The sequence below is a fragment of the Dongia deserti genome (assembly GCF_003574735.1).
Classification (GTDB): Bacteria; Pseudomonadota; Alphaproteobacteria; order Dongiales; family Dongiaceae; genus Dongia_A; species Dongia_A deserti.
Genome location: NZ_QORW01000006.1, coordinates 84375 through 110149 on the forward strand (window position 1 = coordinate 84375; position 25775 = coordinate 110149).

At 64.3% G+C, this 25775-nt stretch carries 20 protein-coding genes; 3 read left to right on the plus strand and 17 right to left on the minus strand.

What is annotated here, in order from left to right:
- Nucleotides 1-9 precede the first annotated feature (9 nt).
- Both DTX69_RS10785 and DTX69_RS10790 read right to left on the minus strand, forming a co-directional pair.
- Nucleotides 10-1557 carry an ATP-binding protein gene (locus DTX69_RS10785; protein ID WP_119301549.1) on the minus strand — a complete coding sequence of 516 codons (1548 nt, stop codon included), beginning with the start codon at nt 1555-1557 and terminating at the stop codon, nt 10-12.
- A gap of 433 nt (nt 1558-1990) precedes the next feature.
- Nucleotides 1991-3007 (minus strand): alpha/beta hydrolase, encoded by a 1017-nt coding sequence (locus DTX69_RS10790; protein ID WP_119301550.1) that lies wholly within the window; start codon nt 3005-3007, stop codon nt 1991-1993.
- 129 nt (nt 3008-3136) lie between these two features.
- Here DTX69_RS10790 and DTX69_RS10795 point away from each other — a divergent pair, with 129 nt between their 5' ends.
- Entirely contained in the window at nt 3137-3523 is a 387-nt protein-coding gene (locus DTX69_RS10795) for a hypothetical protein (protein WP_119301551.1), read from the plus strand.
- Between the two features lie 96 nt (nt 3524-3619).
- On the opposite strand, the gene DTX69_RS10800 is transcribed toward DTX69_RS10795, so the two are convergent.
- The 8 genes from DTX69_RS10800 to pip form a co-directional block, all read right to left on the minus strand.
- Nucleotides 3620-5218: an ATP-binding protein gene (locus DTX69_RS10800; protein WP_119301552.1), complete on the minus strand. Its 1599-nt coding sequence runs from the start codon at nt 5216-5218 to the stop codon at nt 3620-3622.
- 99 nt (nt 5219-5317) lie between these two features.
- A complete protein-coding gene (locus DTX69_RS10805; RefSeq protein ID WP_119301553.1) occupies nt 5318-7024 on the minus strand; it encodes a glycoside hydrolase family 17 protein in 1707 nt (568 codons plus the stop codon).
- Nucleotides 7025-7030: 6 nt separating this feature from the next.
- Nucleotides 7031-9697, minus strand: a complete 2667-nt coding sequence (locus DTX69_RS10810) for a glycosyltransferase family 2 protein (protein WP_119301554.1) — start codon at nt 9695-9697, stop codon at nt 7031-7033.
- Between the two features lie 519 nt (nt 9698-10216).
- Nucleotides 10217-11818 (minus strand): B12-binding domain-containing radical SAM protein, encoded by a 1602-nt coding sequence (locus DTX69_RS10815; RefSeq protein ID WP_119301555.1) that lies wholly within the window; start codon nt 11816-11818, stop codon nt 10217-10219.
- 148 nt (nt 11819-11966) lie between these two features.
- Nucleotides 11967-12533, minus strand: coding sequence for a histidine phosphatase family protein (locus DTX69_RS10820; protein WP_162917077.1), 567 nt, complete (start codon nt 12531-12533; stop codon nt 11967-11969).
- A gap of 11 nt (nt 12534-12544) precedes the next feature.
- Nucleotides 12545-13033 (minus strand): DUF6644 family protein, encoded by a 489-nt coding sequence (locus DTX69_RS10825; protein ID WP_284735693.1) that lies wholly within the window; start codon nt 13031-13033, stop codon nt 12545-12547.
- Nucleotides 13034-13039: 6 nt separating this feature from the next.
- On the minus strand, nt 13040-13396 hold the full coding sequence (locus DTX69_RS10830) for a DUF6152 family protein (RefSeq protein WP_119301557.1): 357 nt from the start codon (nt 13394-13396) through the stop codon (nt 13040-13042).
- A gap of 420 nt (nt 13397-13816) precedes the next feature.
- Nucleotides 13817-14767: a prolyl aminopeptidase gene (pip, locus tag DTX69_RS10835; protein ID WP_119301558.1), complete on the minus strand. Its 951-nt coding sequence runs from the start codon at nt 14765-14767 to the stop codon at nt 13817-13819.
- A 199-nt stretch (nt 14768-14966) separates the two neighbouring features.
- Here pip and DTX69_RS10840 point away from each other — a divergent pair, with 199 nt between their 5' ends.
- Nucleotides 14967-16481 carry a M48 family metalloprotease gene (locus tag DTX69_RS10840; protein WP_162917078.1) on the plus strand — a complete coding sequence of 505 codons (1515 nt, stop codon included), beginning with the start codon at nt 14967-14969 and terminating at the stop codon, nt 16479-16481.
- 139 nt (nt 16482-16620) lie between these two features.
- Nucleotides 16621-18474 (plus strand): adenylate/guanylate cyclase domain-containing protein, encoded by a 1854-nt coding sequence (locus tag DTX69_RS10845; RefSeq protein ID WP_119301560.1) that lies wholly within the window; start codon nt 16621-16623, stop codon nt 18472-18474.
- Nucleotides 18475-18479: 5 nt separating this feature from the next.
- Here the strand turns inward: DTX69_RS10845 and DTX69_RS10850 are convergent, their stop codons facing one another.
- The 7 genes from DTX69_RS10850 to metK all read right to left on the minus strand — a co-directional run bounded on the left by DTX69_RS10850 (nt 18480) and on the right by metK (nt 25692).
- Nucleotides 18480-19280 carry a hypothetical protein gene (locus tag DTX69_RS10850; RefSeq protein WP_119301561.1) on the minus strand — a complete coding sequence of 267 codons (801 nt, stop codon included), beginning with the start codon at nt 19278-19280 and terminating at the stop codon, nt 18480-18482.
- 205 nt (nt 19281-19485) lie between these two features.
- Nucleotides 19486-20028 carry a CarD family transcriptional regulator gene (locus tag DTX69_RS10855; RefSeq protein ID WP_407643979.1) on the minus strand — a complete coding sequence of 181 codons (543 nt, stop codon included), beginning with the start codon at nt 20026-20028 and terminating at the stop codon, nt 19486-19488.
- A gap of 369 nt (nt 20029-20397) precedes the next feature.
- Entirely contained in the window at nt 20398-20733 is a 336-nt protein-coding gene (gene fdxA, locus DTX69_RS10860; RefSeq protein ID WP_119301562.1) for a ferredoxin FdxA, read from the minus strand.
- A gap of 139 nt (nt 20734-20872) precedes the next feature.
- Nucleotides 20873-21265, minus strand: coding sequence for an RNA-binding S4 domain-containing protein (locus DTX69_RS10865; protein ID WP_119301563.1), 393 nt, complete (start codon nt 21263-21265; stop codon nt 20873-20875).
- A gap of 2 nt (nt 21266-21267) precedes the next feature.
- Nucleotides 21268-23733 carry a helicase-related protein gene (locus DTX69_RS10870; protein ID WP_119301564.1) on the minus strand — a complete coding sequence of 822 codons (2466 nt, stop codon included), beginning with the start codon at nt 23731-23733 and terminating at the stop codon, nt 21268-21270.
- Nucleotides 23734-23784: 51 nt separating this feature from the next.
- Entirely contained in the window at nt 23785-24480 is a 696-nt protein-coding gene (gene trmB / locus DTX69_RS10875; protein ID WP_119301770.1) for a tRNA (guanosine(46)-N7)-methyltransferase TrmB, read from the minus strand.
- Nucleotides 24481-24522: 42 nt separating this feature from the next.
- Nucleotides 24523-25692, minus strand: a complete 1170-nt coding sequence (metK, locus tag DTX69_RS10880) for a methionine adenosyltransferase (protein ID WP_119301565.1) — start codon at nt 25690-25692, stop codon at nt 24523-24525.
- Nucleotides 25693-25775: the final 83 nt, after the last annotated feature.

The window sequence follows — 25775 nt, forward strand, 5'->3', positions numbered from 1 at the left end:
CCGTCGATCTCACGGGCGCTTCAGCCGCAGATGGATGGCCGTTCCGTGGCCGTCCGTGATGGGGCTCCTGGCATGGATCTGCCCGCCCATGGCCTCGATCAATCCCCGGCAGATCGACAGGCCGAGGCCGGTCCCCTGCACGCGGCAGCGATCTGCGGAGACACGATAGAACTTGTCGAACACGCGTTCCAGGTCGGCTTCCGGTATTCCGATGCCCTCGTCGGTGATCACGATCTCGGCATGCGTGGCGTCCGCATGCACGGATATCTCGATCCTGGAATCGGCGGGGCTGTACTGCATGGCATTGTCCAGGACGTTGAAGATCGCCTGCTCCAGCAGCACGGGATCCGCCTCCACCAGGCAGGTCTCGCTGGGAAATGCTCGCTTGACCCAGCCCTCGGCACCACGCGCGCCATAGCGGCGGGTCGCCGCCGCTATGATGTCGATCGGGTCGGTTTCTTCCAGCCGTACGACGATGGCCCCGGATTCGAGCTTGATCATGTCCAACAGGTTGGCGACGTAGCGGTTGATCCGTTCCGCCTGGTCCCGGATGTCGACCAGCAGCTCGCGCGCCATCGACCGCTCGATGTGGTCGCCATGCTCCAGGAGCCCGGTGGCGGAAGCCAGGATGCCTGCCAGAGGGGTCCGGAAATCGTGACTGATCGAGGAGAGCAGCGCGGTGCGCAGGCGGTCCGTCTCCGCCAGGATCTTGGTCTTGGTTATTTCCTCCATGAGGAATACGCGCTCCAGCGCCACGGCGCCGAGCTCGCAGAACACCGCGATCGTCTGCTCGTCCATCGACCGTCCGCCGTCGCTCGACGGATTATTGCGCCAGACCAGCAGGCCGATCGGCCGCCGCAACGCGCCGAGCGGGTGGGCGATGAGGCCGGATTGGCGAGAGTTCTGCAGATCGATGCGTCCCGCATGGCGCAGGCTGCTCCAGGCCGCATCGGCGAAGGCGATCGTCGCCTGGTCCGCATGCGCTCGCGCCGGACCCCGCGCCGCCCACGCGATGGTCTCATCCATGCGGATGAACACATCGGCCGGTGCGCCGGTCGCGGCCGAGACCTGGTTGGCGAGAATTGTGGTGATTTCGCCCTGGTCGGACGATTTCGCCAATTCGCGGCTGGCGTCGAACAGCATGCCGATGGTTGCTGCTCGGTCGGCCATGGCCCGCGCCTGATCGCGCACGCGCCCCGCTAGGCCGCCGGTCAGCAAGGCGACCGCCAGGAAGACCGCGATCGTCAGCGTATCGCTGAGCGGCGCGAAGCTGAAACGGAACCGCGGTTCGACGGTGAGGAAGTTGTATGCAAGAAAGGCGAGAAGGGCAGACAGGATCGCGACGTTGCGGCCGTGAATGACGCAGGCGACCAGCACCGCCAGCAGGAAAACCATCGACAAGCTCTCGTCGGGGATGAAGCCCTTCAGCGCCCATGAAATGCCGGTTGCAACCGCAACCGCGCCCAGCGGCACCAGGAACGGCGCGGCATCGCGCATTCGTGTCTGCAAGTCGCCTGCGAGCGCGAGCGCGCGTGAGATGGAAGCGTTGGTCAACATGCTCAGAACCCCGATGCGGCGTTAGAAAGCGCACGTTCCGGCGGCACTATACGATCTTCGCGGGGGTATGTTGCGGAAAACCGAACGGGCGCCGGAACGCGCCGAGTTTCTCCAGTGCTTTCTTTTTCTGCCGGACCGTGGAACAGTTTCTGCCCTCGTCCCACGGGGCATTGCGGGTAGCCGCGCTGCCTATGAGATGATATTGCGCTTGCACACGCTCGCAACTAACAAGTCCGCCATAAGAAACTTATAAGTTGCTTATGCTGCGTTCCTTCCTTGAACCGGTGGCGCGGCCGGGCGATGAGTCAAGCTCACGCGCGGCGCACTGAGCGCGGGTTGCAGCCATCCCGGCATGCCTCCACGGTGCGTCGAACGGCTCCGGCCCGAAAGAAACCCACCGTCCTCTTTCGGTGCCGGAGCCGATTTTCTCCAGCTATTGCTTGCGCAGCGCTCGCTCCAGAAACGGCAGCGACTTGTCCATCCGGTAGTCGACCGCGGTGTGATCGTCCGGAAACTCCTCGTAGACGTGCGCGATGCCCAACCGCTCCAGCGCACGATGCAGGCGGCGCGCGCCGTAGTGCAATGTGTACTGGTCGTGATCGCCGCAATCGATGTAGATGCCCTTCAGCCGCCGGAGGTGGTCGGCATATTTGTCGGCGGTTAGAGCGGGATCCCAGGCCAGCCAGTTCTTCCAACGCTCCGGGATCACTTCGGCGGTGTAGAGGTCGACCGGCATCCGGATGCCGAGGAAGCAGCTGGGGTCGGGGTCATAGCTGGCCGACATCGCGAGCAGATTGATGACCGCGATCTCATCCTCGGTCGGCTTGGGCGCCACCTCGAAGTGCGCTATGAACTTCTCGATCGACCGTCCGTGCTTGGCGAGCTCGTTCAGCACCTTCGGAACGTCGTGAAGATAGCACATCTCGAAGCCCATATCGCCGGAATGGCACGCGATCGCCGCCCAGAAATCCCCGTGACGCAGGCCGTGGGTGATGGCGCCAAAGCCGCCGGAGGACTTGCCGAAGATCGCGCGGTTGTCGGGACCGCCGCACGAAAAGCGGCCTTCGACGAAGGGCACGATCTCCTGGATCAGGTAATCTTCGTAGCGGCCGATGGCGGCGGAATTGATGTACTGATTGCCGCCCAGCCGCGAATAGCAGTCGGGGAAGGCGACGACGACCGGCCCCATCTTGCCTTCACCGATCAGGCGGTCGAGCCGCTCCGGCACGTTCTCCGTGAAGGACTTCCAGTTGGTGTGTCCCAGCCCCGAGCCGGTGAAGCCGACCACGTCCATCAGCAGCGGTAAACGTGCGCTCGCCGAATAGCCATGCGGCGTATAGACATGGAGCTCACGTTCGGTCGGGTCACCGAGCAGGTTGCCGCCCAGCACCTCGCTGGTGTGGATCAACCGGTGCACTTGCCCCCGGGGAACGGTCCGGTTTCTGCGCATATTTCCTCCCTCATGCCAGGGTAGCGATGTTGGCGGAGGATGAGGCGAAGCGCCAGAGCCATTGCACCCCCCCCCGTTGTGAATGCCAGACGCTTGCATGTGGCGGCATTTCCGATAGAACGGCAATGCATGACTCAAGCACCTGTTCCCAACAGCTGGACGAAGCGTCGCGCCCTGACCTGGGCGATCGTGCCTCTTCTGGGATTCGTCCTGGCCTTCTGGCTGCGCTACGGCATGATCCAGCCTGAAGGGATCGCCATCCTGTGCGGCCAGGCGGATGCGCCGGGGTGGTGCACGCCGCGAGAATGGCTGCTCGTTGTGCAGCATTACGAAGTGTGGGGCTGGGTCGCCCTCGCCAGCGCGGTGGTCGCGCTCGTCGTCACGCTGCCGCGGCTGCTGCTGCGCATCGTGCTCGCGATCGCGCTGTTGTTCAGCGCGCTGGCGCTGGTGCTCTACAACACCACGCTCGGGGCGCTCGCTCTGGTTCTGACGCTGCTGGCCTTGTTGCGACGATAACTCGCTGCGTTACGCTGCCGCGTGACATTCCGGAAGATCGAGAGAGAATGTCGCGATCGGCGGCGCATATTCGCCGCCGATCGCCTGCTCGCTTAGTTAGCGCTGGCGCCGCCAGCGGCTGACGACCTCGGTCAGGAACTCGACCGGAATGTTGTCCTCGTCCCACGAATCGCTGAATCGCGCCGTGTTGCTGTGCGGCCGGCAATCGTCCGGCAGCGGATCGAACATGATGCGCAGCGGAACGGGCACGCCTTCGCCGATGGCGATGGCTTCCGCCGCACGCAAGGCCGGCAGCTCCTCCAGCATGCCGCTGCCCGATTCCGGCATGGCGGCTGCCAGATATTCGCGGTCCTTGTTGTTGGTGATGCGCATCGCAAAGATCGTATTGCACTGCGACAGGATATTGCTCGCCAGCTCGGACGGACGTTGCGTCACCAGGCCCAGCGAGACGCCGTATTTGCGGCCTTCCAGCGCGATGCGCGCGATCGCGCGCTTGGTCGGCTCGAAGCCCAGCTTCTCGTTGCTCGGCGCGTAACGGTGGGCCTCTTCGCAGACCAGCAGCACGGGAACTGCGCGATCGCTCCACAAGGCGAAGTCGAACGTGAGGCGGCACAGCATCGACACGACGACATTGAGGATTTCAGTCGGAACGCCCGAGGTGTCGAAGATCGTCACCGGCTTGCCGTTGACCGGCACGCGGAAGATGCGCGACAGGAGGCGCGTCATCTCGTCCCGCACCATGAGGCCAGGGAACATGAAGGCGTAGCGACGGTCGGCCTGCAGGCTGTTGAAGCGGTCCTTGATGCGCATGTAGGGCGCCAGCTCCAGCGGTCGCTCGTACTTGCCCATCAGGTCGTCGATGATCCTGGTCACGTCCGACAGGCGATAGGGGATCGGTGTATCGACGGTGATCGCGAAATCCGGCGTGCTGCCGCTCAGCTTCTTCTTCGCCTCGACGATCACATGATTGAGGATCGCGGCCTCGATCTCCGGCATGCGGCTGGATTCGCCGATGATCAACTCCTTCATCTCGTCGAAGTTCAGCAGCCAGTACGGCAGTTCGAGATTGGCTGGGCTGATCACATCCGCCAGCTCGCCAAAGGCCGCGCCGTACTCATTGTGCGGGTCCAAGATCAGGACATGGCCGTGGTGATGTTTGGAAAGGATGCCGCGCACGATCGCCGCGAGCGCGCAGGACTTGCCCGAGCCCGTGGTGCCCAGCACGGCAAAGTGCTTGCCGAGCAGATCGTCTGTGAAAATGTTGGCCGGGATCGACGGATCCTGGTGCACACAGCCGACCCGTACGCCTTCGCGGTCCGTGCGCGTGAAGATCTTGCGCAAATCGTCGCTACCCGCCGCGGAGACGCGATCACCCAGGCGCGGGAACTCGGAAACGCCGCGCCGGAACCGCGCATCTGCATCGTTCTCCAGGATCTCGCCGATCAGATCGAGGTCCATGATCTGGTTCGGCGGACCGATGATGGCTTGCTCGGCCGCCGGCGTGCGCAGCCCGATGATGATACCGAACACGCGCGCCTCGCCGACATCGATGCGCACGACCTGTCCAATCTGCGGCGGCACCGGCCCGGCGAAACCGGAGCCGTCCTCGGCCATATCCAGGACGACGCGCGCACGCGCGCCCTCGATTGCTGCGACAGTGCCAAAGGTGACGACGTGGGCGGCCGCTCCGTCCATGAATCCGCTCCAAAATGATGGCGATACTGCAGAATTCCGGCGGCAGAGCGTAGCGCCGATATCCTATCCGTATCCTTAAAGGGAGCGGTTAACAGTGCGTTAATTATGGATCGAACTTGAACCGATTGCCGGTCTGGCCACGCGCACGCGGCGGCTGATGGCAAACAAGGGGTAGGCGAGGATGAGCAGCATCAGGCACCAGATCAGGGAATAGGCGCTGATATCGCCGCGCAGGGCCGGGCTGAACGCGGACAGAATCGATTGCCGCATCTCCGGCCGTGTGAAGACGTTTTCGTTAAGAGCAATAAAAGCAGCGGACAGCGCAAGCAGCGTGGCGAAGCAGAGCTCGATCGGCATCCGTCCCGGTCCCGATTGGCGCGTCGAGCGCAGGCGGAGCAGGGCGAATGCGACTGCCGGAACCACGAACGCCCAGATCGGGAAATCGCGGTAGCGCTGATCGAAGTCGAGGCCGAGCGCCACCACGGCCGCTCCCGCCACGACGATCAATTGCAGCGCGCCCAGCGCGAGCGCAGCATCCGGCCGGCGAGTCCACGGACGGCGCAGCCATTCCAGGCTCTGTTCAGCCTCGGCGATATCCTCGCCGGTGCCGGCCAAGATGCGTGGCAGAGCCAGCATAGCGACCAGGGCCGAGATCAGCGCCAGCGAGCCTTCGATCGCCCATTCGTACCAGTGCCAGGCGGCGAGAAGGGCATGGTCGATCTGCAGCAGGATGGCAAGTGCCGCCGCGCCGGCCAGCAAGGGGGCGACCAGCGCCGGCACTGCGCCAGATGCCGCGCGGCGCGCCGGCCACCACAGCACGACGCCAAGCGCCAGCGTTGCGCCGAGCCACGGCCATGGGTCTCCCATGCGCGCCACCGGCCCAGTCAGCGGGAACTTAGAAGTGCGATCCTCGGCGAAGACACCCCAACGTCCCCCTACCGTGCCTTCGAGGGCGCGCTTCCAAGGCTGATCGAACGCCTCGATGACGTTGTAGTCCAAGCCGTGATCGTGTGCGTAGTCGAGGAAGCCACGGATGAATCCAGCCTGCTCCACCAAGCCGGGAGTGGCCCGCTCGCGCTGCTTGCCAGCGGAGGGATAGCCGGTTTCGCCGATGTAGATCGTCTTGCCCGGCATCTCGGCATGAACATGGCGCAATATCTCGTCGATGTGTGCGACGCCCTCGCTGGCGGGGACCGGGTCGTCTTCCCAATAGGGGAGGATGTGGATCGTGACGAAATCGACATCATCGGCGAGCTCCGGATGCCGCAGCCAGAACTCCCAGACATCGGCATAGGTGACGGGCAGACCCGTCTCGGCCTTCACGTGCTGCAGCATGCTTTCCAGCGCTGCCGCCGACTGCTCCTGGCGCAGCAGCACCTCGTTACCAACGATGATTGCCTTGATGGCTTGCGGATGGGCGCGCGCCAACTCGATCGCGCGTGCAATCTGGGCCTCGTTGTCGGCTCGGGTCACGCCGATCCAGATGCCGAGCAGGACCTTGAGATCCAGCCGTTCCGCGACCGGTACCACCTGGTCGAGGCCCTGATTGACCGCGTAGGTGCGCACGCAATCGGTCTCGGTCTTGAGCCGGATCAGATCCTGCTCGATCTGTTGCGGTGGGATGATCAGGCGTTGGTCGAAGGGCGTTTGCGTGCCGCGGAACGGCGTGTAGGAGACGCAGGCGAAACGGCCGCCCGGCGCATCGGGCATCGGCACCGGCGTCGCCCGCCATAGCCAGAATGTGCTGATGGCGAGGATGGCGAGGACACCGCCCGCCAGTGCGGCGAAGATACGGGCTGCCTTCATCTCCCTTTAGCGTCCGGTTGTCAGCTCGCCGGCCGCCGGCGTACCGCCGTGCAGAACGGTGGACGGCAGGTCGGGCAGCGGCGCACGGGCGCGGCGCCACTTGAAGACCGGCAGCACGTTGATCATGGACATGATGAGGGCGGACAGGAACGGCAATGCCTGCACGCCCAGCAGCACCACCCATAATTTCGTGGTCGGCTCGATCAAGGTACGCGCCCATGCGACACCGGCGCCGGAGAGCACCAGCATGAGGAAGACCATCGTCTCCTCGCGCGCGGCAACCAGGCCACGGATGATGGCTGGCTGGTTCTCCAGCTTTGGCGTGCGGTGGAACGGCAGGTTGGATGTGAAGAGACCCCGCCAAACGGCCTTCGATACCGCGTAGGACAGCGACAGTCCGGCAAAGGCGGCGCCCAGGTTGTCCAGGAAGCTGCACGGCACCTTCCGGGCATAGAGCCACATCGATTTGCCGACCTTGCAGACGAACATGCCAAGCGTGACGATCAGGTACAGCGTCAGGGGCGGTTCGATCTTGTCCGGCAGCACCATCATGCCGACGCTCCAGGCGATCGCCAGATAGACGAACAGCAATTGCAGACCGTCCGCAATCCAGGGCAGCCAGCCGGCTAGGAACTGATAGCGCTGGGCCGAGTTGAGGCGCTTGCGGCCGAAGGGCAGCAGGTCGCGCGCATGGCCCTTGAGAATCGTCATCGCGCCATAGGCCCAGCGGTAGCGCTGCTTGCGATAGGCGTCGAAGCTGTCGGGCATCAGGCCCTTGCCGTAGCTCTTCTCGGTATAGACCGCGCGATAGCCCGCCTCGAACAGGCGCAGGCCAAGCTCGGCATCTTCCGTGATGCACCATTCGCCCCAACCGCCAACCTCGATCAGCGCCGACTTGCGGATCAGTGCCATGGTGCCGTGCTGGATGATCGCGTTCTTCTCGTCGCGGGTCTTCATGCCGAGATGGAAGAAGCCCGCATACTCCCAGAAGCACATGCGCTTGAAGAGGTCCTCATGCCCGTCGCGGTAATCCTGCGGCGCCTGCATCAACGCGACCTCGGGATCCGCGAAATAGGGCACCAGCTCCTTAAGCCACTCGGGCCGAACCTTGTAGTCGCTGTCAATGGTGGCGACGATCTCCGCCTCCGGATCGGTCTGGCTGAGCGCGTAATTCAGCGCGCCCGCCTTGAATCCCGGCCACTTCGGCAGGTGGAAGAACTTGAAGTTCGGCCGGTTCAGCGAGGCGACATAGGCCTCGACTGGTTTCCACACCGCATCATCCTTGGTGTTGTTGTCGACGATGAGGACTTCGAACTTGGCATAGTCCAGCTTCTCGAGCGCGCGGATGGTCTCGATCATCATCTCCGGCGGCTCATTGTAGCAGGGCACGTGAATGGAGACTTTAGGCAGCTTCCAGGTGCCGCGCACCGGCGGCGGGATGCGCCGGCGCTGGCTCTGGCCCAGCCACAAATTGACCGCCATCTCCACGCCCTCGATCAGGAAGATCGCAAGCAGCAGGACGGTTGCCGGCGCGATCATCGCCAGCGCCACAATGTCGAACCAGGTGAGATATCGCCCGCTATAGGTGGCGTAGATCCAGACGGCGATCATCACGCCGCTCTGCCCCAGCAGTGCCAGAAAGAACCTGCCGCGCCCGACCAGGCCCAGTTCGGCGCGTAGTATCCACAGTATGAAGGGCAGGCCCAATGCCAGGATGGCGCCGCCCAACAGACGCCAATTCTGGTAATTGACCAGGATGCCTTGCAGGGCCGGCTTCAGGTTGCGGTTGCCGTCCCAGATCCCCCAATAGGCACCGACGCCCCCTTCGAACTCCGCCTTCCACGGCTGGTCGAACCCCTCGATGATGAAATACTCGATGTGCTGCTTCTTGGCCTCGCGCACGAAGTTGCGCAGATAGAGCCCCTGATTGACGGGAGACGCGACGGCACCCTGGCGCTGCAGCCCTTGGCTCGGCCAGCCGACCTCGTTCAGCACCACGCGCTTGTCGAGGCCGCGCTGCTTCATCACGCGCACGACCTCGTTGTAGTTCCCGAGCGTCCAGTCGACCGCATCCTCCACCGGGATGCCGTTCCAGAACGGCAGGATGTGAACTCCGATGAAATCCACTTCCTTCATCAATCGTGGGTTCTTGAGCCAGATGTCGAAGGGTTCGGACGTACCGACCGGGACGTCGGGCAGGCGGCTCTTCACTTCACGGATGTACTGGATGAGCTCGTCGACTGTAACCAGGTCCTTGAAGATCGCCTCGTTGCCGATCGTGACCCGGCTGACGCTGCCGTTGTTCTTGGCCAGCTCTACCAGGTTATCGATCTCCTGCCGGTTCTTCTTCTTGTCTTTATCGATCCAAGCGCCGGCCATCACGCGCAGGCCGATCTTGTCGGCCATTGTCGGGATGCCATAGTTCGCCCCGACCGCAGAATAGGTTCTGATCTGGGTGGTGAGGCCCGCCATCAGCGATAGGTCCCCTCGCACCTGGGCCAGTGTTGGTTCCTTGCCAGTGGTCGGATTTGCCCCTTGACGATGCGGGGTATAGGTGAGGCCGGAGACGTCCTGCGTCCATGGATCGTGTTCGACTGGGCGATTCAGCAACACCCACGTGCCGGCAAACAGCACCGCCACTACCAGGCCGATCATCCAGTTCGAAAAGCGCATAATGTTTCAGTTCCGAAAAGACGCGTGCTGCCAGCGATTTGGGGCGTCCACTGACAAACGCCCGGCGAGCTTCAGCCGTTCCATGAGAACCCGAAAAAGACCGCTGGCCATCCGCAGACCGGCGGGAATCTCGGCGGCACGCCTGTGAAGATCAAGAGCCAAACCCGTGGCGCCTAGGACAATAGTGTGTGATCGGTGCGATCTTGTCCCGAATCGCGGCGCAAGGTCGCAGGTTGGTCACCGTGCGCGATCAATCGGGCAGCGCCGTTGCGTTCAGCTATGGCAATAGCGATGCCCCGGGCACGGCGCCTTTGAACGCGCCGAGGAAGCTGGGATCGGACTCCCAGGAGACCGTGATCGAATTGCCGAGATGTGGCGGCGATGTCGGCGTTGATAGGTGCCGCGTGCCAACCGGTCACTCAGTGTCATGCTCATGACATTGGGTCGGTCCTCGAATCCTTGCCCCGACGCCCAGGGAAGCGGCCATGGGCCTCTCCTCTCAGAGCAACGGCGCGCCGGTCAACGTCCGCTGCTGGCCAGCGCTGTCCCGCGCGGCGGTGCGGTGCGGGCGGCATAGTTCGACGCCATCTGCTGTCCCCGCTCGCATTCGCGCGCATAGGTGATGAGATGGTGCGAGACGAGCGCGATGTGGATCAGCTCCTCGATCTGCCCGTTGCGCAAAGCTGGCTTGGCCATGCGCCAGAATGTCCGGCGATAGTCGGAGCGGATTCCAACATGGAGGAAGATGTTGGTGAGGCAGGTCAGCGCCTTGCGGATGTTGGGCCAGTTCAGCCGCGCGCGCGTCACCGGCAGCTTGATGCGGTTCGGGAAGGTGTGGCGCGCATTGTGGTCGAAGCGGGCATAGACGGCCTCCGGCTCATAAGCATGCCGCACGCAGTGCCGCCAGCTCTCCATCACCGCCTCGTACGACTGCAGGAAGACGATATTCGAGTCCCGGGTGGCATCGTCCACCAGGCGACCGGCTGCCTTCAGCCGGTCCCACAGCGGCGTGCGCGGCAATGCCTGCAGCAGGTTGATGGCAAGCAACGGTATGTGGGAGGCATCGATGAAATCATTGATGTGCGCCGCCGTCTCGGGCGTGTCGGTATCGAGGCCAAGAATGATGCCGGAGACTACCTCCATGCCGTGACGATTGAGAGTCTCGACACCTTCCAACAGTGGAACGGCGAGATTGTGCTCCTTGTGCATGACATTCAGCGCCGCCAGCTCCGGCGTCTCGATCCCGCAGAACACGGTCGTGAAATAAGCCTCGCGCATCTGCTCAAGCAGATCCGGCAGCTTTGCGATATTGAGCGTCGCTTCGCAGGCGAACCGCAGGGGATAGCCGCGCTCCTTCTGCCAGGCGATCAAGTGCGGCAGCAGCTCGCGCGCGGCCTTGCGATTGGCGATGAAATTGTCGTCGACGAAATAGACCGCGCCGATCGGACCGCGCGCCAGCATGGCATCCAGTTCGGCCAGGATCTGCTTCGGCTCCTTGAGACGCGGCTGGCGGCCATAGAGCGCCGGGATGTCGCAAAACTCGCAGCGATACGGGCAGCCGCTGGAGAACTGGACCGAGCCCAACATGTACTGTCCGCCGTCGATCAGGTGATAGCCGGGAATCGGAAAATCCGGCAACGGCAAACGCTCGGCGGTTTCGAAGCGCTGCTGGGCAGGCGGCCGGCTGACGTCGCGATCGAGCGTGGTGATCAGGGCATCCGTGGCGTCGCCCACTTCGCCGATATGGAGATAGTCGAAGTCGGGATAGAGCTCCGGGCTGGCGGAGACCGAGGGGCCGCCAAGCGCGCAGATCTTGCCCCGCGCATGAGCGCGGCGCGCAATGTCCAGCATTGCCTGACGCTGGATATGCATGCCGCTGACGAAGACCGCATCCGCCCAGTCGAACTCGCGTTCCTTGGCCGGGCGGATGTTCTCATCGACAAACCGCACCTCCCACATCTCGGGAAGATAGGCCGCGATGAGCAGGATGCCTTGCGGCGGCATGAACGCCTTGACGCCCATCAGCTTGTAGGCGTGCTCGAACGTTCCGAAGGACGGCGTGTAGCGTGGGAAGACGCACAGGATGCGGCGCGTGTTCTGGACGACGGTCTGGCTTCTCATGGCCGGCCCCTCCCGATGGGCTATTGATTTACGGAATAAGACCGCTCCGCAACGCTGGTTCCCTGGGCTGCAGCGCGTGCAGCCCGATCGTCCCAACTCTAGGATGAATTTCGGCTGGCGGGTGGTATTTTTTGCGAGACTCGTCGCCTCAGCCGGGTGGCGGGATGCTGCCCACGGGTTCGATCGAGGCATCGGCGCCGACCTCGATTACGACGATCTCGCCCTGCGCTGGCGAGATGCCGGTCAGGGGTTGGATGTTGGCGCCATGCGTCACGACCAGCAGGTTTCCCGGTCCTTTCCATGCCTGGATAAGCGCCTTGGCACCGGCGGCGAGGGCCTCTCCTTGATTGCTCAGAACGAATGCATTGCTAAAAGTTGACTCGGTTTCGACCGGTCCCAGCTCCATCAATCGAGCCGTATCCACGCAACGGCACCAGGGCGAGGACAGAATCTTCTCGAAGGCGACGCCTTCGGCCTTGATGCGTGCCCCGATCGCGGCGGCATCTTCCCGGCCCTTGGCGCTCAGGTTGCGCTGGGTCGTGCAATCGCCGAGGGTGAAGTCGGGCGGATCACCTGCCCCTGGTGCGGAAGTGTGCCGCATCAGCGCGATATGGCCGCCGGTCCGCAAGGCCTTCCACGCCGCCGCTTCGTCGGCACGGGCGTTGTGGCTGACGGCGGCGACAATTATCAGGGCGATGGCTATGCGGGCGATCATGATGCCAGCCCTCAGAAGTAGGCGATCAGCCGCCCGGCGGTGAGCGCGCTTAGCCATAGCACGAGCGAGGCGAGGGCGGTCGCCTTCGCGCCGGTCGGCGCCTCGCCTTCCCACTTTGCAATGCGGCGCCATGGCCAGGTGTGGGCGATCACGATGTTGATCAGCGCAGCCACGATCAGCAGCAGCTTGGCCTGGAAGGCCGGATTGCGCACGACATGCGCCGCATCCGCGCTGAACAGCAGGAAGCCCATTGCGACCGCAATGATGAAGCCGACACGCGACAGCGGCAGCAGCAAGTGCGCGAGCGGCTGGATCGGGATCGTGCGCGCCAGGCCCAGCAGCCTCAGATCCAGCGCCGTGATCGCGCCCACCAGCAGGACAAATCCCATAATGTGCAAGATCTCGACCGCCGGATAAAGCGCGGGCGAAGCGCGCATGAGGTGACCCAGCGCGCTTTCCTGCAACGCCAGGAAGATCAGCGCGGCCGGCTGGTCCTCCACCGCGCTCTACCGCAATTCGATGCGCTTGCCGTCCAGGACGATGTACTCGATGCGCGCTTCGTCGGGCTTGCTGCTGTGCGGATATCCGAACACGGTGCAGGTCTTGCCTGGCGCGATCATCTCTGCCGTGATGCCGCGGCGCTGCATGCGCGAGGGCGGGGCGAGCACGAAGTGCCACAGCTTGCCTTCGACCTGGACCTCGATCTCGCAGTGCGGATTCTCATAGGTCGACTTTAGAATCTCACCCGTCACTTCAAACGATTTGGATGTGTCATACCCGCTCCAGCCGTGGTGGGCGAACGCCGCGCCCGGAACCAAAGCGCATGTCGTGGACAGGAACAGGCGACGGCTGATTGGTGTCATGGGTCTCTCCTGAGTAAGAGAACGCACGACGGTCAGCCGGATTCATAGCGTGCTTCCGGCCGCCGTTCAAACAACTCTCCAATCATCAGACTTCCGTGTGAGCGGCTAAGACACTGGCCCACCGCCGAATTCTCTAAAATGTCCAGCCTGGGACGATGCGTCTTAAAGCGCAATTTCTGATCGAAAGGTCAGGGTCGGTTCAGGCACCGTTCATCCAGCATCAGCATAGTGGAGCCCGTCGGGATCAATAACTCGAGAAAGCCTGACGCGACCAGGCTGGCAGCAGCCGGTCGGAGCAGACACCCGCGAAGGCGGACAGGGTCACACCCCGAAGGCCCGAACGCCATCAAATTCCCCCCTCTCTTCCCCTCAGAAGGGAGGGGTTTTCTTTCGAGCCTGAAGAATCGTCTCATCAGTCTCCTAGGCCACGCTCTTGAATGCCTCCATCGCCGCGACCAAGGCCGCGCGGGTGCCGGGTTCCATGGCGGAATGGCCGGCATCGGGGATGATGGTGTAGCGCGCTTGCGGCCAGGCGCGGGACAGGTCGTCGGCGCTGCGGACCGGGCAGACCAGGTCATAGCGCCCCTGCACGATGAAGGCCGGGATGTTCCGGATGCGGTCGACATTATCGAGCAGGAAGTTCTCGGGCAGGAAGATGCTGTTGCGGAAGTAGTGCGCTTCCATGCGCGCAAGGCCGAGTGCCAGCACATCGGCCGAGAACGCGCGCACCGTCTCTGGGCTCGGCAGCAGGGTCGAGCAGGCGCCTTCATAGACGCTCCATGCGCGCGCCGCCGGCATGTGGATCTTGGGATCGGGATTGGACAGCCGCGCCCAATAGGCCTCCAGGATATTGCCGCGCTCGTGCTCCGGCAAATGGCCGGCAAAGGCGCGCCAGGCTTCCGGCGCGAACTCGCGCAGGCCGTAGAGGAACCAGTCGATCTCCGACTTGCGGCATAGGAAGATGCCGCGCAGCGCGAGTCCGCGGACGCGTTCCGGATGATGTTCGGCGTAGGCCAGCGCCAACGTCGAGCCCCAGGAGCCGCCGAACACGAACCAGCGATCGATGCCAAGATGCTTGCGCAGCGTCTCCATATCCTCGACCAGATGCGGAGTCGTATTGTCCCTGATCTCGCCCAGGGGATGAGACCGGCCGCTGCCCCGCTGGTCGAAAATCACGATGCGATAGAACGCCGGGTCGAAGAACCGGCGGTGGGTCGCATTCGCCCCCGCACCAGGGCCGCCGTGCAGGAACACGACCGGCACACCCTTTGGGTTGCCGCTCTGCTCGTAGTACATGCGATGCGGCGCGGACAGGGTCAGGAAGCCAGTGTCGTAGGGCTCGATTTCGGGGAACAAGTCCTTGGCGGGCATTGCGGGCTTATGTCCGATCTGAAAGAAGGCTCAAAGGGTTGTAAGTGGTGGGTCCACTTCCCTCAACCCCAAATCGGCCACTCGCGCTGGGGGACTGCCGTCACGGGGTTTTGACGCCGAGGCCCTTGGACCGGGAACCGGCAGGACGATAGACTCGTTGCTCGAGCCATTGAGCCAAGGACCTCAAGGAGTGATCGCCATGAGTAGACCCTCAACCACCAAGACATGGCGTCACCTCGCCCTGCTGACGGTCGCCCTCGGCGCCTTGGCCAGCGGCTGCGGCACGACCGCGACCAGCCCGGCGACCGGCCGCACCTTCTCCACCCCGATCTCCGTGCAACAGGAAGCGCAGCTCGGCCGCCAGGAGCATCCGAAGATCCTGCAGGAGTTCGGCGGCGAGTACAAGGAGAGGCCGGACCTCAACGCCTATGTCAGCTCGGTGGGCCAGTTCATCGCTGCCACGTCCGAGCGCAAGGAGGTTCAATACACCTTCACCGTCCTCAACACGCCGGACGTCAACGCCTTCGCCGTCCCGGGCGGCTACATCTACACGACCCGCGGTCTGCTGGCGCTCGCCAACAACGAGGCTGAGCTCGCCAGCGTACTGGGTCACGAGACCGGCCACATTACCGCGCGCCATACGGCAGAACGCGCCGGCCAGACACAACAAACGCAGCTGGGCGTCATCGGCGCGACCTTGCTAGGCGCTGTTCTCGGCGGCCAGACCGGCGCCGAACTTGCGGGCGGGCTCGCCTCGCAATACGGCCAGGTGCGCCTCGCCGGCTATTCGCAGGAGCAGGAGTTCGAAGCCGATACTCTTGGTGTCCGCTACATGAAGCGCGCGACCTATGATCCGCAGGCTGCCGCAAGCTTCCTCGCGGCATTGCGCTCCCAGACTCAGCTCGAGGCAAAGATCGCCGGCAAGGACCCGAACGTAGTCGACGACCAGAACATGCTGGCTTCGCATCCGCGCACCGTCGATCGTGTGCAGCGCGCGATCCAGGAAGCCGGTGGCGCGCAGCCCGGGGCGATGCTGGAGCGCGACATCTATCTGCAGAAGATCGACGGCATCATGTTCGGTGATGATCCCGCGCAGGGCGTGATTGCCGGCGGCAAATTCGTGCATCCGCCGCTGCGCTTCGCATTCGAGGTGCCGAGCGGATACAAGCTGGTCAATCTCCCGGATGTGGTCGCGATCAAAGGCCCCAAGGGCACGCTGGGCAACCTGGCGCTCGCCAGTCCTCAGCCTTCCGGCAGTCTGACCGCGGCGTTGCAGAACTATGATCCCAAGGGAAACATCGTCTTCAAGAATATCGAGCCCATTACCGTCAACGGAATGGAAGCGGCCATGGGTGTCACCCGCGTCAACACCAAGTCGGGCAGCGCCAACTATCGCGCCGTGCTGATTCGTCATTCCAGCGGCAAGGTCTACGAATTCGTGTTCCTGTCGCTCGCCGATCTCGGCACGCGCTACGACAGCGATTTCCAGAAGATCGCCTACAGCTTCCGCCAGATCGACGGCAACGAAGCGGCGCAATTCAACAAGCCCCGGCGCATCCGCGTCGTGACGGTCAAGGCCGGCGAGACGGTGCAGTCGCTCGCCAGCCGCATGGACGTGGCAAGCGAGAAGGAAGGCTGGTTCCGCGTGTTGAACGGGCTGACCAGCGGCCAGCAGGTGCAGGCCGGGCAAAAGGTGAAGATCGTCACGTACTAGCGCCCCGACAGCCGCACCCTGCGTCCGTGCGGGGCCTCGACGAAATGGCTATCAGCACTGGCGAGGGGAGAGAGGTCTTGCTTCGCCGGCAACTGTGCTACAACCCATGGGTCATGTTGGCGATTCCAAGCACTGACTCATGACCATGCATCTTATGCGGGACAGCTTCGCAAAGCGCCGCTTGCGCGTGCCGATCTGGGTCGTGCTCGTTCTGGTGCTGGGTGGCATGACCAGCGTGATGGCGGTGGTCATCGGCGTGCGCTTCTACGTAGCCGGCCTCGTCTCCACCACTCAGCTGGTGGAGGATCTCGGCCGCTCCTCCCTTGCGCAACTGACCGAGATGATTGAATCGCAACTGCAGCCGGCGGCCGACCAATCCAAGTTCCTGGCCGATATCCTCAGCCGCGATCAGGTAGATCCAAAGAACAATCAGAGGCTCCAGGATCTGCTGCTGGGTTCGCTCGCCGCCGTGCGCCAGCTGCGCGCCGTCGCCTATGTGGGGCTCGATCACCGCCTGGTCTGGGCCGGCCAGAACGAGAACGGCCGCGGCTATAGCGCCAAAGTCACGCACGTGACTGACGAGACGCAGGTGCCTGCGCTGCTCGCCGAGGCCACGCGCCGCCGCGCGCAATTCTGGTCTCGGCCGATCCAGTTCGATTGGGAGACCGGCCCGCTGCTCATTGCTGTCGCGCCGGTGTTCCGACAGGGCGACGTGATCGGCATCATCGGCGCCGCGGTGTCGACGCGCGCCGCATCGGAGCGGCTCGCACGCCTGTCGGGGGTTAGCGGGCTGGTGCCGTTTGTGCTGACTCCCGACGGTCACATCCTCATGCACGGCAGCACCGCGAAGGATGTGCCGCCAGGGCGGGAATGGCGGGACGGCGCGATCCTGGCCGATCGTCAGGAATTCCCCGATCCGGTGCTCGCGGCGATGCAATGGCCGCCCAGTGCCGGCGCGGCCGACCAGCATCGGGACGCCCCGCAGACCGGCCTTCATATGGAGCGCGTGGCGCTGCCGGACGGAACACACTTCGTCATCCATCGGCGTCTCACCGGCTACGGCCCCGACGCGTGGTTCGTCGGCTATCACCTGCCTGAGACCTGGGTCGCGCAATCCTATGCGACCATCAACCGCGCCATTCCGTTTGCGCTGATCGTGCTGCTGATTGCGCTCGGGTTGGCGTACTGGCTCGGCCGGTCGATCGCCAGGCCGATGATCGTTCTCTCTCAGTCCGGACAGCGGCTGGCACGACTCGACTTCACGCCGCTCGAGATCAAGTCGAGCCTCATCAAGGAGGTCGAGCGCGCCGTGGAAGCTCAGCGGGCCATGCGCAACGGCCTGCAATGGCTCAGCAACTACATCCCGCGCTCGCTCACCCCGCTGCTGATGAAAAGCGGTGAAGAGCTGATCTCGCGCGAGCGCGATATCGTGGTGCTCTTCACCGACATCGTCGGCTTCTCCCAGATCGCGGAAGGCCGCCCCGCCGCCAAGGTCGCGGCCCTGCTCAACCGCCATTTCGGATTGCTGGGCGCGATCATCGACCAGGAGGGCGGTACCATCGACAAATACATCGGCGATTCCATCATGGCATTCTGGGGCGCGCCGCTGGACCAGGAGGATCGCGCCGAGCGCGCCGTCCGGGCCGCGCAGCGCGTTGCGCGGAAGCTGCAAGCGGACAATGAACGCCGCGCACGCAAGGGGCTGAAGCCGATCCGCATCCGCATCGGCATCCACAGGGGCCCGGCTCTGGTCGGCAACATCGGCGCTCCGGGCCGCGTCAACTACACGCTCGTCGGCGATACGGTGAACGTGGCGCAGCGGCTGGAGCAGTTCGCGCGCGAGGTCGACGACGGCGTGTCGGATGCGGTGATCGTGATCAGTGGTGAGCTGGCATCGGTCCTGCCACCAGGCGTGGCGCTGATCGACGTCGGCGACCAGCTATTCCACGGCCGCAGCACCGCAACCCGGGTGTTCCGCATGCCGATGGGGTGACGCCCTCACGCCTCGACCAGATCGAGGATGTCGCCCTTGGCATCGAGGCATGCGACCAGCGCCTTGCCGCCATAGCCGCAGCCGCCATCGAGCGTGACGGCAAAATCGCTCATGGCCGGGCCGGCATGATGGCGGTCGAAGCCGCGCACCACCTTCAGGAATTCGCCGTACGGATGATTGAGCGCGGCGAAACCGGCGCTGCCCCACCACAGCGTGTCGCCTTGCGCATCGAGCGGGCGGTCGGGATCTATGCCGGCATGGACGAACAACAGGCCGTAATCGTCGGTGTAGGCGGCGCGGCGCAGCTCCGCCATCAGCTGATAGTGGCCGGGGCGCGCCTGCATGGCGGTGCGCAGGCTGTTGGTCCAGCGCGTGATGGCAAGGGCGCCTTCGCGGCAGCGGATGATGCCCTCAGCCGGATCGCCGCCATAAGCGGTGATGGTGGTGCCGACGCCCTGTTGCAGCATCCAGGGCAGCACTTCCTTGGGGTTCGGCGCGAACTGCAGCTGCAGCAGCTTCTGCCACATCACTTCCTGCTGGCCGCGCAGATACGCGATATCGATGGTGAACATGTGCGGTCGCGCCAGGATCTGCCGGCGAAAGCTCACCAGCTCATCCACCACGCCGGCGACGTCGCTGCCGCGGCCGAGCATGCCACCCAGGTAGATCAGACGGTCGCCCTCCTGGAACTGCTCGGCCACATAGCCGTGCAGCGCGCGCAGCCGCGCCATGTCGCCGTGCACCGGCGATATCGCCCAGATGCGCCGCGCGGCGCGCAGGACGGCGAATTTCTCTTGCTCGGACATTGTGGTTGAAGCTTCCCGGAAGCCGGCAGTTCCGAACGAATCGGAGCACCGCAGGACTGTAGCAAGCCACCGACCGCCGGGCCAAAGCGAATCGAAATCCCCCGACGGATGGCGGGGAGCCATCCGTCCGACGGTCGAGACCCGAAAGTCCCGCCGCTAGGGGGCCTCTCGAGGAGAGAGCTCGGGTTTAGAGGATGGGCCGCTGTTAAGCGGCCACGGCCTTCAGCACTTGATGCAGACGCTGATGAGCGGACTGCTCGTCGATGCCATCGATCGCCGCCAGCTCGCGCACCAGACGGTCCAGAGCGGCTTGGTAGATCTGCCGCTCGCTGTAGGACTGGTCTGGCTGGTCCGCATTGCGATGCAGATCGCGCACCACCTCGGCGATCGAAACCGGGTCACCGGAATTGATCTTGGCCTCATATTCCTGGGCCCGGCGCGACCACATGGCGCGCTTCACCCGCGAGCGACCCTTCAGGGTCTGCAGGGCGGCATCCATCACCTTGCGCGAAGAGAGCTTGCGCAGGCCGGAATTCTTCGCCTTGGCGACCGGCACGCGCAGGGTCATACGGTCCTTCTCAAAATGAATAATGATCAGCTGCAGGGAATGACCAGAAACCTCCTGGATCTCTACGCCCAGGACCTTCCCGACGCCATGAGTCGGGTAAACGACGAAATCACCCTTCCGGAAGCCGGAATCCTTCTCCTTACTATCCTTCGCCACGCTCTTCTTCGCCTTCTCAACCACGATCTAACCTCCGAACCGGGCCGCCGTCCGCATCTGGAAAACCTCCACACAGGAGGCCTCGTTGCGAAGCCCTCAATGCAGGCGAAGCAGATGACCTGCCCCGGTACCGCATAGCAGCCAAACACCGCTCCCGGACCCTTGTGGATCCGGACTGGGAACACGCTATTTGTAGGCTTGGGCGGCTAAAACCAGCGCCTGGGAAACCCGCTGTTAACCAATGCGCGCCGCCAACCAGACCTGACAAAATATATATCAGAAACGCCCTTTTGGTTCAAGGAAGGGCAGACATGCAGCAGGCGCAGTTAACCTTTTCAGGGAACCAGTGCGGTTCCACTGTGGGCACCCCCTCAGGCCAAAACTCTGGAAGAGCTAGACTTTTCCAGGGTTCGGGCTGAAATGCTGGGCGAATTTCTCAGCCACGCCCTTCCATTGATCGGCGTCGGCCGGCGCTTCGCCCTTGCGCGTGATGTTCGGCCATTCAGCGGCGTATTGCCGGTTGATCTCCAGCCATTTCTCCATGCCGGCTTCGCTGTCCGGCAGGATGGCATCGGCTGGGCATTCGGGCTCGCACACACCACAATCGATGCACTCGTCTGGATGGATCACCAGCATGTTCTCGCCGACATAGAAACAATCGACCGGGCACACCTCCACGCAATCCATGTACTTGCACTTGATGCAAGCCTCGGTCACGACATATGCCATCGATCAACTCCGTCGCTTCGCGGTGTGAAATGCCTGGGACCCGCGTTCAATCGGCGCGGAGTTAGCACAGCACATAGTGGCATGCAACAGCGCGTCCGCTGCACTTGCGTGCGCTGCGCAGCAGCCATGTCTCGGCGGATCAGCTGGGCTCGCTCGATTTGAGCTGCGCAATCTTGCGGCCATCGCGCTTGGTCGGTCGGCCCGCGCCCGCCTCGCGCTGTTCGAAGGACCGCGCATCCGTGGCCTGCTGTGCGACAGGCGGGCGCGGCGGATCCAGATCCTCATAGAGCGATTGTGCTTCTGTCGCCGGTCCGCGCCGGCTGCCCAGGGCGACCACCTTGATCACGCGGATATGTGGCCCCAGCGGAAAGGTCAGCACATCGCCAACCTTGATCGCGTAGTGCGCCTTCTGCGTCGGCACGCCGTTGACCCGCATGCGGCCGTCGATCACCAGCTTGGTCGCGAGAGAACGCGTCTTCACGAAGCGGGCGAACCACAGCCATTTGTCCAGCCGCAGCGAGCCCCCAGTCATCGTTAGCGCGATGTCTCGCGCAGGCGCGCGAGGATCGAGAAGGGCGAATTGGGGTCAGGCAGCGGAACCGGTGCCCGGCGCGCTTGCCGCCGGCGCTTGTAGCTCTCTTCCGTGCGCTTGCCCTCGGCGATGAAGCCCAGTTCGCTCATCAGCGGCCGCACCAACTCCTGCGGCACGTCGAGCGAGGCCGCCAGCGCGGAATCCCACTTCAGCGCTCCCTGCGCCGACAGGCGATGCGTGCGCTCCGACAGGCGCTCCAGCCGGTCGAAGCTCAGCGCATGGCCGTTGATGGCGCGATAGCCGGCGACCGCCAGCAGGCGATCCGGCACGGGCTCCGGCAGCGCGACCAGATCACCCGCCAGGTCGGGCAGGGCCTGTCCACTTTGCGCGTGGATCGCCTGCAGGCGCATCAGCAGGTGACGCGCCGCACGCCCGCCCAGGGTCGGCAACCAGACCGTCTCCCTCCCCAGGCGCAGGCCCAAGGCGCGCAGGCGGCGGCGATCCTCCTTGCCGAGTTGGGCGATCTGTTGTGCGACTTGCCGGCGCGGCAAGGCGCCCAGCGCCTCCGCCACCTGATAGGCAAGGCCGCGCGCGTGGGCCGACAGCTCCGCACTCATCAAGGTGAACAGCGGTCGCAAGCGGCGCTGCAAGGTCGCGTCGACCCAGGCCCGCAGGCGCTTGTCGATCATGCGGCGGAAACCGCCGTCCAACAGGTCGTCGACCTTCAGCTCCAGGCGCGGATGAAGCGGGCCATCACCGGGCTTTAGGCTCGCCACGATGGCGCGGCGCCACAGGATGTCGCCGGCCTCGGTGAGCTTGAACTGCCCATCATCATCTTCGGTCAGTTGCGCGGCGCGATCGGCCAGCGCTGGCCCTAGCGCGCGCCGCGCCGCCGCGAACAAGGGCTTCGCCTCGTCCGCATCGACGCCGGAGATAGCGGAGAAACTCAGGCCTGCGAGCGTGCCGACGACGTGACCCTCGACGATGACCTCGTCTGCGGCGTTCACTGCTGCGACGACGTCGCTGCCCGACTTGAGGCGGCGGTGCAGAGCCGCGCGTCGGCGATCGACGAAGCGCTGGGTGAGCGCGGCATGCAGCGCCTCCGACAGACGATCTTCGGCCGCTTGCGTGCGCGCCTGCCAATGGCCGGGATCCTGCACCCAGTCGGCGCGGTTCGCGATGTAGGACCAGGTGCGGACATGAGCGATGCGCTGCGTCAGCTGATCGATATCGCCTTCGATGCGGTCGAGCCGCGCGATCTGGTCCGCCACCCAATCGTTCGGCAGTCGCCCTTTGATCAGGAACCGATAGAGCTGCAACAGAAGGCGCACATGCGCATCGGTCATCAGCTTGCGGAAGTCCGGCACCTGGCAGACCTCCCACAACAGCGCGACGCGATCGCGACCGCGCGCCAGCTCCATGATCTCCGGATCGCGCGCCATGTGCTGCAGCGATTGGTGATCCTCCGCCTCCTGCTGGCGGATGAGGCCCGGATACGGTGGGCGCGTCTCCAGGCTGCGCAGCAGATGATCGATCGATCGGAAATCGAGATCGGCGCGCCGCCACATCAGATGCGTCAGCGGATCGACGCGGTGGTTCTCCACCGCATCGACGATCTCAGGATCCATCGGACCCACTTCGGCGGTGGTGCCGAAGGTGCCGTCGCTCATGTGGCGTCCGGCGCGTCCAGCGATCTGGCTGATCTCCGCCTTGGTGAGAGGTCGCGCGACGCGCCCGTCGAACTTGCGCAACGCCGCGAAGCACACGTGATTGACGTCCATGTTGAGGCCCATGCCGATGGCATCGGTCGCCACCAGGTAATCGACCTCGCCCGCCTGGTACATCTCCACCTGCGCGTTGCGCGTGCGTGGCGAAAGCGCGCCCATGACGATCGCGGTGCCGCCGCGCTGTCGCCGGATCAGATCGGCGATCGCGTAGACCTCGGCCGCAGAGAAGGCGACCACCGCGCTGCGCGACGGCAGGCGCGTGATCTTCTTCGGCCCGGCATAGCTGAGCGTCGAAAAGCGCGGCCGCTGGATGAACTCGGTCTTGGGCACCAGGGCGCGGACCCAGCGGCTGATGGAGTCCGAGCCCATCACCATGGTCTCTTCGAGACCGCGCGCATGCAGCAGCCGGTCGGTGAAGATGTGGCCGCGCTCCGGGTCGGCGGCGAGCTGGATCTCGTCGATCGCGACGAAGGCGACCGGCCGCTCGACCGGCATCGATTCGACCGTGCAGACGAAGTAGCGTGCGCCGGGCGGAACGATCTTTTCCTCGCCGGTCACCAGCGCCACCTTGGCGGGGCCCTTCACCTTGACCAGGCGGTCGTAGTTTTCGCGCGCCAGCAGCCGCAGTGGGAATCCGATCATGCCGGAGCGGTGACCGATCAACCGCTCCATGGCCAAATAGGTCTTGCCGGTATTGGTAGGGCCGAGAACCGCGGTCAGCCGCGCTTCCGAGTCGCTCATGATTTTTAGATTCTCGGGTCCCATCCGAGACAATTCAAGACCGGTTGGGGACTAACGCCGCGTAAATCGCAGGAAGACGGGCCGGCGGCCCTCGCGCAAAGCCTTGGATTCATAGCGGGTTCCAGGCCAATCGGCCGGCCTCGCGCGCCAATCGCCCGGCGTCCGGGCGGTCCAGCGGAAGGCGGGGTGGCGGATCAGATGGGCGAGCACCCAGCCGATATAGATCGGATCATCGCTGGCGACCCGGAATTCGGCGCCCGGTTTCATGAGGCGCGCCAGCTGGTCCAGATTGGCGGGCTGGATGAAGCGCCGGTCGGCATGGCGCCGCTTCGGCCAAGGATCGGGGAACAGCAGAAAGACCCGGTCCAGTGACGCGTCCGGCAAGGCGTCCAGCAGATCGCGCGCGTCCTCCGGATAGACCCGCACGTTCGAGAGACCGAGCGACGAAACCTGGCTCAGCAGAGTCGCGATGCCGTTCAGGAAGACTTCGCAGCCGATCAGCCCGGCCTCCGGATGAGCACGCGCCTGCTCGGCGAGATGCTCGCCGCCGCCGAAACCGATCTCCAGCCACACTTGATCCGGCTTGTGCGGAAACAGCGCGCGCGGATCGAGCTTGCCTGATCCAGGCAAGTCGACAGCAAGGCGCGGCAGCAGCGTCTCGATCAGATGCTGCTGGCCCTTGCGCAGAGGGCGCCCCTTGCGGCGTCCATAGAAACGCCTGTTCTCAGAATCCCTGGCCTCCGGCATCGTCGTGCGATCCGGCTTCATCAGCGCAAAAAAGAAACGCGGCTAGTTGAACGCGGCCTGCAGCCCAGCGACGAGGTCGAGCTTCTCCCACGAGAAGCCGCCGTCGGCCTCCGGCTCGTGTCCGAAGTGGCCGTACGCCGCCGTGCGCCCATAGATCGGCCGGTTGAGCTTCAGGTGCTGGCGGATGCCGCGCGGGCTCAAGTCCATCATCTCGGTCAGGACCTTGATGAGCTTTTCCTCATCGACCTTGCCGGTGCCGTAGGTGTTCACATAGACCGACAGCGGCTTGGAGACCCCTATCGCGTAGGACAGCTGGATGGTGCATTTGTCGGCCAGCTTCGCGCCCACCACGTTCTTCGCCAGATAGCGGGCGGCGTAGGCGGCCGAACGGTCGACCTTAGTGGGATCCTTGCCGGAGAAGGCGCCGCCGCCATGCGGGGCCGCGCCGCCATAGGTGTCGACGATGATCTTGCGGCCGGTGAGGCCTGCATCACCGTCCGGCCCGCCAATCACGAAGCGGCCGGTCGGGTTCACGTAGAATTCGTGCTCGGGGCACATCCAACCCTCGGGCAGCACCTGCTTCACGTAGGGCCGCACAATCTCGCGCACCGCGGCCTGATCGAGGTTTTCGGCGTGCTGCGTGGAAACGACGACCGAGGTCGCCTTCACTGGCTTGCCGTTCTCGTACAGCAACGTCACCTGGCTCTTGGCATCGGGGCCGAGGCCCGGTTCCGCGCCGGAGCGGCGCGCCTCGGACAGGAGCTTCAGGATGCGATGAGCAAAGTAGATCGGCGCCGGCATCAGGTGCTCGGTCTCGTTCACCGCATGGCCGAACATGATGCCCTGATCGCCGGCGCCTTCATCCTTGTTGCCGGCGGCGTCGACGCCCTGAGCGATGTCCACGGACTGCGCGTGCACAAAGCAATCGATCTCGGCGGTCTTCCAGCTGAAGCCGGCCTGATCGTAGCCGATGTCCTTGATGGCGTTGCGTGCGCATTCCCTCATCACATCATGGGTGACGCTCCTGGGCCCGCGCACCTCGCCGGCCAGGACCACGCGATTGGTGGTGCAGAGAGTCTCGACCGCGACTCGCGATTCGGGATCGGCGGCCAGGAATGCATCGACGATGCTGTCTGAAATGCGATCGCAGACCTTGTCCGGATGGCCCTCGGAAACGCTCTCGCTGGTGAACAGATAAGATTTCTTGGACAAGGTTCGCCCCTCAGACACTCAACAGGATATCGCAGCAAAACAACACGCCGGACTGGCCCGTTTGGCGAGCCCGGCGCGTCGGG

Coding starts and splice junctions, on each gene's coding strand:
- DTX69_RS10785 (WP_119301549.1), bottom strand. CDS start 1,557: ATGTTGACCAACGCTTCCATCTCACGCGCGCTCGCGCTCGCAGGCGAC.
- DTX69_RS10790 (WP_119301550.1), bottom strand. CDS start 3,007: ATGCGCAGAAACCGGACCGTTCCCCGGGGGCAAGTGCACCGGTTGATC.
- DTX69_RS10795 (WP_119301551.1), top strand. CDS start 3,137: ATGACTCAAGCACCTGTTCCCAACAGCTGGACGAAGCGTCGCGCCCTG.
- DTX69_RS10800 (WP_119301552.1), bottom strand. CDS start 5,218: ATGGACGGAGCGGCCGCCCACGTCGTCACCTTTGGCACTGTCGCAGCA.
- DTX69_RS10805 (WP_119301553.1), bottom strand. CDS start 7,024: ATGAAGGCAGCCCGTATCTTCGCCGCACTGGCGGGCGGTGTCCTCGCC.
- DTX69_RS10810 (WP_119301554.1), bottom strand. CDS start 9,697: ATGCGCTTTTCGAACTGGATGATCGGCCTGGTAGTGGCGGTGCTGTTT.
- DTX69_RS10815 (WP_119301555.1), bottom strand. CDS start 11,818: ATGAGAAGCCAGACCGTCGTCCAGAACACGCGCCGCATCCTGTGCGTC.
- DTX69_RS10820 (WP_162917077.1), bottom strand. CDS start 12,533: ATGATCGCCCGCATAGCCATCGCCCTGATAATTGTCGCCGCCGTCAGC.
- DTX69_RS10830 (WP_119301557.1), bottom strand. CDS start 13,396: ATGACACCAATCAGCCGTCGCCTGTTCCTGTCCACGACATGCGCTTTG.
- pip (WP_119301558.1), bottom strand. CDS start 14,767: ATGCCCGCCAAGGACTTGTTCCCCGAAATCGAGCCCTACGACACTGGC.
- DTX69_RS10840 (WP_162917078.1), top strand. CDS start 14,967: ATGAGTAGACCCTCAACCACCAAGACATGGCGTCACCTCGCCCTGCTG.
- DTX69_RS10845 (WP_119301560.1), top strand. CDS start 16,621: ATGACCATGCATCTTATGCGGGACAGCTTCGCAAAGCGCCGCTTGCGC.
- DTX69_RS10850 (WP_119301561.1), bottom strand. CDS start 19,280: ATGTCCGAGCAAGAGAAATTCGCCGTCCTGCGCGCCGCGCGGCGCATC.
- fdxA (WP_119301562.1), bottom strand. CDS start 20,733: ATGGCATATGTCGTGACCGAGGCTTGCATCAAGTGCAAGTACATGGAT.
- DTX69_RS10865 (WP_119301563.1), bottom strand. CDS start 21,265: ATGACTGGGGGCTCGCTGCGGCTGGACAAATGGCTGTGGTTCGCCCGC.
- DTX69_RS10870 (WP_119301564.1), bottom strand. CDS start 23,733: ATGAGCGACTCGGAAGCGCGGCTGACCGCGGTTCTCGGCCCTACCAAT.
- trmB (WP_119301770.1), bottom strand. CDS start 24,480: ATGCCGGAGGCCAGGGATTCTGAGAACAGGCGTTTCTATGGACGCCGC.